This is a genomic window from Candidatus Margulisiibacteriota bacterium (genome assembly GCA_031268855.1).
Classification (GTDB): domain Bacteria; phylum Margulisbacteria; class Termititenacia; order Termititenacales; family Termititenacaceae; genus Termititenax.
In genome coordinates this window covers 1-8664 of the sequence record JAIRWS010000139.1, presented here as the reverse complement: position 1 = coordinate 8664, position 8664 = coordinate 1, and the positions used below count along the sequence as shown (strand labels likewise).

Genomic DNA, 8664 nt, shown 5'->3' with positions numbered 1-8664 from the left:
ATGCTTTCAATAAAAACGTCCGCGTCAAAATCTTTCCAGCCCCCGTGCTGGCGCAGCCAGCGCGCCGCCGCCGTGGGGCCGGCGTTGTAGGCCGCCAGCGCTAAATACTGGCTGCCGTTGAATTGTTCCAGCATTTGCCGCAAGTAAGCTGTGCCCAGCAAAATATTCAGGTCTGGCCGGTACAAAATCTCCGCGGCAAATCCGTCGGCAGCAATCCGCTCCTGGCGCATGACCTGCAGGGCTGTAGCGGGGATAAGCTGCATCAGACCGTAGGCGCTGGCCGGCGACAGCGCGTCTTCGTCGAAACGCGACTCCTCGCGGATCAGCGCGTAAATTAAATTATCCGGCAGTTCGTTTTTGGCGGCATTGGCGCGGACCAGCGCGGCATGTACCCGCGGAAAAGAGATCTGCCACAATTCCGGCGGCGCCAGCACTGTATGGTCATGATTTTTTTCCGCGTCGGCCAAAACCCCGGCGCTTAAATTGATCGCGTCCAAATAACTGCCGGATTTATAAGCGGAGTGCGCCAGATAAATGCGCAAAGCTGTGGAGATCCTTTCCTGTTTATTGCGGTCGGTCAATAATTTCGCTTCGGCCAGAGCGTCGCCGTATTCGCCCAGCTTGACCAGCTCCAGCAAAGCGCGGTCGGTCTGCGGTTTGATATCCGCGAGCTGCACATTGTCGGAAGGTATAACCGGAGTTATACCGAGTTGCTGCGCGGCGCGCCAACCGTAAAAACGCGCCGGAAATTCCCGCGCGGCCTGCTGGAAAATCAGCGCGGCATCCTGAACCCGCCCCAGTTTTTGATAACACTTGCCAGCCCAGTAGAGCAGCGAGTCCGCGTTGTCCGAATACCTGTCCAAACCATAGCCCGCCAAAAAAACCTCCGCGGCGCGCTGATAATTTTTCTGCCGGAAATAGAGCGAGCCTACTTCCCAGGCCGCATCATCGGCGTAGCGCGAAGCCGGATAATCCGCGGCCAAACGCCGATAGTAGCGCAAACTGTTTTCGCCGCGGGTCTGCCGCGCCAGATTGTAAAGAGCCTGCGGCGCGTATTCCGCGGCCGGATATTTTTGGACAACCTCGTTAAATCTCTGCAAAGCCAGCGCGGTCTGGCGGGTCTGCAGAGCCAGCACGCCCAGATAATAAACCGCCCCGGCATCCGCGCGCGCCAGCAAGATCCGCCGCGCTTGATCCGGCTCGGCGCAGTACATATAGGCGCGCGCTTGATAGTAATAGACATCTTCCGGCAGAGCGTCCAGCTGCGCATTGGCGGAAACGGCCTCCAGCAAACGCAGCGCTTCGGGATACTGGCTTTTGGCAAAAAGTTTTACGACTTTTTTATAAGCGGCTAGCGGGTGGATTTCCGGGGCGCGGTCCAGCGCCAAATAACAATCGTTCAGCAGCTCCAGAGATTCGTCGAGATACGGAATATTTTCCTGCGCCGTATGCCTCTCCAGTATCGCCGCGGCGCGCGTGATCTGGCCAGTCTGGTACGAAGCCAGCGCGCGATAATAATCACAGTACGGCCGCAAGTGTCGGCGGTTGGCTCCGACATAACCGAAGACGCGGTAAGCATCATCATAACGGCCGTCCTGCAAATATTTCTTAGCCTGCGCGTAATCAAGATTGGCGGCGCCCAGCAGAGCAGCACAGCCTAAGACCAGTAAAAAAGAACGCAACATAAACATCAGGAAACGATTTTAACTTATTTTGGCTAAACGCGCTTGCCGCGGCTTAAAAATTTATCGTGCCTTTGGCGTAAAAAGCGTTCAAAGAATAAGAGTATTCGGGGTTTTCTTTGTCCCAAAAATGCAGGCGGGTCAGATTGATGTCCACGATCATATTGTCGATAATAACATTGGAAATATCTTTATTTAATTTAAAAGTCAGCGTATTGGTCACTTTGATATCGTCGCGCTCGACCACTGTCGTCTGCACAAAACCGCTCAAAGTATTTAAACTATCGTTTTGCTGCGGGTCGTTCGTGCCCTGGCCGACGGTGTAAAGATTTTCGTAATTGTAGCTCAATTCACCAAATTCAAAATTAAGCGGCGTGTATTTGGCGGTCAGTTTTTCCTCCGTGCCGCGGCCCTGCTCATAAATATTTTGCCGCCAGCCGTAACGGACAGACAGATCCGTCAGCGGTTTGTAAGTCGCGCCAAACTCATAGGAACGCGCGCTGATCTCATCATGGACACTGTTAAAGGTCGGCGTGCGGCGGCCGGTCTGAATATCCTGCGCGACATGCCGGAGATACAGCGAGGCGTCCAGCATTAATTCCTGCCAGGGTGTGTAATCAACAGTAAACCGGTTGGTGTCATCGTAGCGCAGCAGGCGGCCGCGGTAGTCGCGCTCGATCAGAGTGGTTTTACCGATCACCTCGCCGCTGGTGTCAAACTGCTTATTGAAAACGCGGGAAAAACCGTAAGTCAAACCCAATTGCGTATTAGGCACAGCGTAGCGCGTGTTGATCTCATCGGTCTGTCCGTAAGAATAGCGCGTGCCGCTGTTGTCTCCGGTGTTGCGCCGAAATTCCTCCAGCATAGTCAAATAATGCGTGTTGGTAAATGAAGTAAAATAATTGTAATTTAAATTCATTCTGTTCGTGCCGCTGTCCAGATCATCACGGTTGATGCTGACTCCGCCACGCTGATTGGTGTTGCGCCGGTTAATGCGGCGCTGCGTTAGATCCATCTGCCAGGTGTAATTGATATTCCGCAAAAAAGCCAATTCCGTCAGCGCGTAGTTCAATTTCAGCGCCTGCGTGTCTTCCGGCTCGACGCTCTCGACCACGGCCAGACCGTCGCTGTACAAAGTTTCGCTCAACCGCTCGGACATTTTGCTGTTGAGATCTAAATTTAAGGTCAGCCGGTCCAGCGGATTCAACGCATAACTCTGCAGCAGCGTATTATAATGATCCAGCGTGTAGGTGCGCTGCGTGCTGCTACTACTGCCCAGATCACGCGCGTTTTGATTAAAGCGGCGCGTAAATTCCACTTTGTTGACGATCAAGAAATCCGCCGGCAAAAAATTAATATACTTGGCCGGATAAAAACGTGAAAATTTATAGGCGTTTTCCTGATACAAATCCGCGCGGTTATGATTCTCCAGCAAGCTGCTGCTGTGGCGGTCATCATAGCTAAAAGAAATAAGATCGTAAGGCCGCAGCGTGCCGTTAAAATTTTGCTGGCGCGCAATATTGGGCATTTGCTGATAAAGATCAGTGGCCGTGCTGGCGTAAGTGTTGTCATAATGCAGATAAAATTCTTCAAACAGCTTGCTGGAAAATTCCGGCGGACGGCGGAAAGAAAAATTGAAGACATGCTTGCGGTCATTGCCGATCGTTTTGGTGTTCGTCGCGGCCTGCTGTTCGGTAAAGTAATCCGCGCCGGCGTACTCAAAACTGCTGTCGATCGTCCAGGGATTGTAACGGAGCATCTCCGAGTAAGCCTGCGATTCATTGTAACTAAAAATAGCTTTGTGCTGCTCGTCAATATTCCGCGCCAGCGAGCTGGAAAAAGTCAGGTCGCTCAAAGGCCGGAAAAAATTCGTCAAACGGGCGTTGCGGTTAAAAGTTTTTTCGGGGTTGTCCCTGTCCAGCTCATCGGTAAAAGATTCGGCGTTGCGCAGAAAAATTCCGGTGCGGAAATTGTCAGGGCCGATATTCAGATCCATCTGATAATCCTGCTGGCGTGTGTCCACCAAATAACTGGCCGTGGTCAAACTGGGCGCCGGCTCGTTGACGTCCGTGCGATTGTAAGCCAGCGCAACATTGTCATTGGTATTGAAGCTGTAGGCCGCGCGGTAATTTTGATAAGTCGTGTTGCGAAAACGGTTGATCGTTTCATCTTCGTAAACGCCGGCTAGCGTATCCTGCTGCTCGAGGCGTGAATACACGGTCAATCTGTCCAGCGGCCTGGAATTAATCACGATATTTTTCGCTTCCGTGCCGCGCGGATAACCCGCCGGCGGATTGCCCACCGGATCATATTTGGAGTCAACGGTGACGTAGCCGGCGGAAATATCCGTATGCCCCAGATTCAAGCGCAGATCGACTTTCGCCGCTTTAGCTTTTTCGTCAAACTGTTCCTGCTCACCAACGCCGCTGCTGTAGTAGCTAAACTCGATCCGCACCGTATCGGCTGACGACAGCGCCAGACCGGAATGAAAACGCAAAATTCCGCCGTTGTAGGCCAGCGTGTAGCTGTCGTTTTTCGTCTGCAGGCGGTCGTTGATATAAACTTTTTCGCTGTCCTCGACGATCTCCAAACCGCTCTGGCTGTTGTAGATCGGGTTTTTGCTTTTCAACAAATCCAAAATCCTGATCTCCTGTCCGGCGTAACCAGAGCCATTGCTCGTAACGGATTCCTGCGCTGTGGCGCGCTGATACTGCTTATGACTTTCATTGTATTCCACATCAGCGCGCAGCCAGTCCAGCGGCGAATAAGTGAGTTTCGTGCCGTAAGTCTGATGCAAAATATCGCCCGGGTCGGTGCTTTCAGTATTGGAAACCTTGTAGGTCAGGCGGAAATCGTCATCCGGGCCGAAACCATTGTAGGGATAGTAAGGAGTATAAGCATTGCCCGTAATAAACGTAATAATACCGCGCTGCCAGACTTCGGGATTATCCGTAACGACCGCGCTGCCGTTGCCGTCATACCCCGGCAAGAGATCGCTCTGGCGGCCCATAATATAATCGCGGTTTTGCACCAGCGGAATATAAAAAGGATCATTCTTGCGCCGCACTTCTAAAACAACCGAGCCGTAAACGATCGGCCGGGCAAAAGAAGTTATTTCATCGAGAACCATTTCCGTGGCCGTAGTCCTATTCCGGAAATAGATCTGCGGCGCCTGCGAAGCCTGTCCCTGATCGAAAGAAACTTTAATGCGGTAAGCGTCCGCCTGCGCGTAATTACCGGAAATGATCAGCAGTCCGTTGTATTCCGATCTGGCGAGTATGTCGACCTTGACGCCGTCGACCTGCACCTCACCGAATTTGGCGACTGGCAAAAATTTAGTTGCGATCATGATCAGCGTCAGTCCCATGTCGCTGGTCACCCTGAGGTCGCCGCCGGAAAGCGTGTGCGACTCCAGGCCTTCGCCTTCCGCGGACTTGGCCTGCTCCTGCACATAATAGCTGCTGATCGTGAACTGCTCTTTTTTATGCTGCTCCGCCGGCAGCAGTGAATCAAAATAACGGTAATTGACCTGAATGGCGTCGACCGAATTGATCCGCCGTGGAAAACTCAGCGCGCCAGTGCGCGGATCCAGCGTGTAATCCACGCCCTCGATCATATTGAGATTATTGACCATGACCGCCGTGCTGCCCGGCGCCAGCAAACCGTGCGCCAGATTGTAAGGCCCCTGCGAGTCGCGGCCTTTGATGATCTCCTGCGCGGCGCGCGTCTGATTATAAACATAGTCGACTTTCAAAGCATAAGTATCCGTCGGCAGCGGCCGCAAAAAAGTCAGCAGGCCGGTCGCGTAATTTAATTTATAATCCTGATTGGCAACTAACTGCTCGCCCTCAAAATAAACTTTTTCCGTAAAGGAGATCACCGGAAAATCCGCCAGCTGAATTTTTTCCAGAACACCGGCCTCGACCGGCGCATAGTCCACGGCAAAAGGCACCTTGCGCGCTGTCTCATTGTCGGCGCCCTGATTGAATATCAGATAAAAATTTTTCGCGCCGGCGGTCTCCGCAATCAAACGGCGATCTAAAATAAAGCGCCCGTCGGAAAGCCGCAGTTCCTGCGCGTCGTTTTGAAAATTGACCAGGATTTTTTTGTGCAGCTCGTCAGCGGTCTGAAACTCAAAATGCAGGGTTTCGTTCTGCGTAAATTTATCGCGCGCAAAACGGACGGCGCCTTCCGGCAAAATGACCTGATAGCCGGCCGAGACGCGGGAAAGGCAAATAGCTGGCTTTTCCAGATAGAGCCGATATTCTTGCTGCAGGATATAGTCGGCAAATTCGTAATCCACCGCCGCGTTCTGCTCACCCTGCGCGAACGGCAAAGTCAAAGTCCAGGCGTTGTCCGCCGCGTCGTCAGTTTCCTCTGCCCGCAGAGGGATTTTTTCCTCATTATGGCGCAGATAAACCGCCTGCTCCGCGCCGCGCCGCACGGTGATTTTCAATTCGCCGTCCTGATAGGAAAAATTCGTCGCGGTGCGCAGAGCCTCCAGAGGCGCGGCTACCGGCTCATTGAGCGCCGGTTCGTATTGATACACCGCGTTCGCCGTGATGATGATCGGCTCCGCGCCGCGGTAAGCTTTGTAGCGGTGCTGCACGCCGCTCAAACGGATCTTGGAGGAGATCGGCAAAAAATCCTCGATCGGGTCCAGATATTCATAAGAACCCTCGATCGTGTCCAGGACTGAAAGAATTTTGTCAAAAACGACTACGCCGTCAAAATAATCCACGCGGTAATCGTTCTCTGAAATCTCGTTGCCGTTCAGGCGGATCTTGAGCGTGCCTTCCACGATATTGGTTTGGCCGAGGTTGTATTCGCGTTTGCCCGCGCCTTGAAAAGAAAATTCGCGCTCGTGCGAACGCTCCTCGCCGTAGATCGCCTCCAGTTCAAAATCTCTGTCAAGATAATCAGCGTGCAGGCCGTCGATGCCTTTGCCCAGAGAAAACATGCTGCCGTTGACCAGCGCGGCGTCGTACTTGCCGAAATACACTGAAAACTTGTCGTACTCCACGTAAATATCCGTCTCCTGCGGCAGATCAGGGTCCTGGGTGATCTTGTAACGCACATAAAGTTTCTCGTTGATCTGGCCTTCGAGGTCGATCAAGCGGCGGTGGCGCAGCCCGTCATACACTTTGACCGAAGCCGGCAAAGCCAAATACTCGGGCGTGTTTTGATATTTCTGCGGATCGCCGGACTGCTCCAGCGTGTTAAATTCCAATTCTTCGTAGCCGGAAACATCCACCTGCGGGTAAGCGCGCCCGGGCTGAAAAGCGGACTTGCCGCGTTTCATGGGGTCTTTGGCCGCCGCCGGCAGCAGCAGCAAGATCAGCAAAATTGTCCAAAACTTTTTCACATTAACTCCAGCAGCACTTGATTTAAGATCAGCCGTCCGCGGTTGGTCAGGCGCAGATTATTATTCTGCCAAACCAGCAATTCCTCGGCGACCAGTTTTTGGGCGGTGGCTTTTTGACGCTCAGCAAGATAGGTTTCAGGAATGCCGCTGTTCTTGCGCAGCCCCATCATGATCTTGTTGAAATCATTTTCCGGCTCGGACTCGCGGTGAAAAATTTTCCGCAGATAATCCGGGAGGCTGCGCGTGTTCGCCCAGCGCAGTTTTCGCAGCTTGTCGTAACTATGCGCCGCCAGTCCCACGCCGAGATACGGCTCGTCCGACCAATAGGCCAGATTGTGGCGGGATTCATAGCCGGCCAGCGCGTAATTGGAAATTTCATACTGCGCGTAGCCGTTGTCCTCTAAAATTTTTTTCGTCTGCAAATACATTTCCACTCCTAATTCATTGGGGGCGGGGTTTTCCACGGCCAGCGGCGTGCCGCTTTCCACAGTCAGCTCGTAGCAGGAAATATGCCGTGGCTGAAAATCTAGCGCGGTCCGCAGATCCGCCGCGCTCTGCGCCAGAGTCTGTCCGGGCAAATTGTTCAGCAAGTCCACGCTGACATTGTCAAAAATCTCCCGCGCGCCCCGCAAGGCCTCGGCCGCTTTTTCCCGCGAATGTGCCCGTCCCAAATACCGCAAATATTCCGGCTGAAAAGACTGGATCCCTAAAGAAATCCGGTTTACCCCCAGCGCGCGGTACGCTAAAAACTTTTCCCTGACGTAAGTTTCGGGATTGGTTTCCAGCGTAAATTCCGCATCGTCCGCCACAGCAAAAACATTTTTTACGCTGGCGATTATTCTGGCCAGCTGCTCGGCGGCCAGTAAACCCGGCGTCCCTCCTCCGATATATATTGTCGATACTATACTGCTGGTATATTTATACCCACTATCGACGGAAAAATACCCTTCGGCGGCTTCCTGTATCTCCTGGCATAAAGCGTCAAGGTAAGCGTCAGGAACCGTCCCGTCAGATGAAAAATCGCGCGCTGGAAAACTCACAAAGCCGCAGTAGCGGCATTTTTGCAGGCAATAAGGAATGTGAATATATAAAGCCGGCAATTTTCCCCCTCGCTTATTTTAACATGCAAGAACGGCGCTGCAACCAACGATATATAAACAGCAGGGGGTGAGACTATGGCAGCTATTAACCAGGTCGCCAATGACGGCAATCAAACATTGCTCAATTCGGCGGTGGACAGCACTTTTAACAAAATGAAAACCAAACTGGGCCTTTCGTTCGGCACGCTTGACGCTATCATGAACGACAATCTGCAGAAAAAAGCCTAATTTCTTAGGCTTTTTTCTGCGTTAAATTTTCTGTCAGTTTGGCCAGGCCTTCCAGCGCGCGCAAAGCTTCGACAGGCACGGCAAAAATCACCGTGTTGGACTGGTCAGAACTCAGATCATTGAGCGTGGCCAGCGTGCGCAAATGCAACGCGCCGGGCGCGCTGCCCATGAGCGTAGCGGCTTTGGCCAGATTTTCCGAAGCCTCAACCTCGCCAGCGGCTTTGGTGATGACCGCGCGCTTTTCCCGCTCGGCTTCCGCAACTTTGGCGATGACGCGCTTCATTTCCTC

5 protein-coding genes are annotated in these 8664 nt (G+C 52.9%); 1 reads left to right on the top strand and 4 read right to left on the bottom strand.

The features are described from left to right. From LBJ25_08215 to hemW, 3 genes are all read right to left on the bottom strand, one after another. The coding region (locus LBJ25_08215) for a transglycosylase SLT domain-containing protein (protein ID MDR1453938.1) at window positions 1-1691 on the bottom strand (1691 nt) is incomplete at its 3' end. Between the two features lie 46 nt (window positions 1692-1737). Beyond that, a complete protein-coding gene (locus tag LBJ25_08210; protein ID MDR1453937.1) occupies window positions 1738-7047 on the bottom strand; it encodes a hypothetical protein in 5310 nt (1769 codons plus the stop codon). Further along, window positions 7044-8147 (bottom strand): radical SAM family heme chaperone HemW, encoded by a 1104-nt coding sequence (gene hemW / locus LBJ25_08205; protein MDR1453936.1) that lies wholly within the window; start codon window positions 8145-8147, stop codon window positions 7044-7046. Before hemW ends, LBJ25_08210 begins: the two co-directional genes overlap by 4 nt. Before the next feature lie 75 nt (window positions 8148-8222). Between hemW and LBJ25_08200 the strand changes: the two genes are divergently transcribed. Beyond that, window positions 8223-8375 (top strand): hypothetical protein, encoded by a 153-nt coding sequence (locus LBJ25_08200; protein ID MDR1453935.1) that lies wholly within the window; start codon window positions 8223-8225, stop codon window positions 8373-8375. A 4-nt stretch (window positions 8376-8379) separates the two neighbouring features. Here LBJ25_08200 and LBJ25_08195 read toward each other — a convergent pair. Then, window positions 8380-8664, bottom strand: a 285-nt coding sequence (locus LBJ25_08195) for a slipin family protein (GenBank protein MDR1453934.1), incomplete at its 5' end; no start/stop codon positions are given.

Coding starts and splice junctions, on each gene's coding strand:
- LBJ25_08200 (MDR1453935.1), top strand. CDS start 8,223: ATGGCAGCTATTAACCAGGTCGCCAATGACGGCAATCAAACATTGCTC.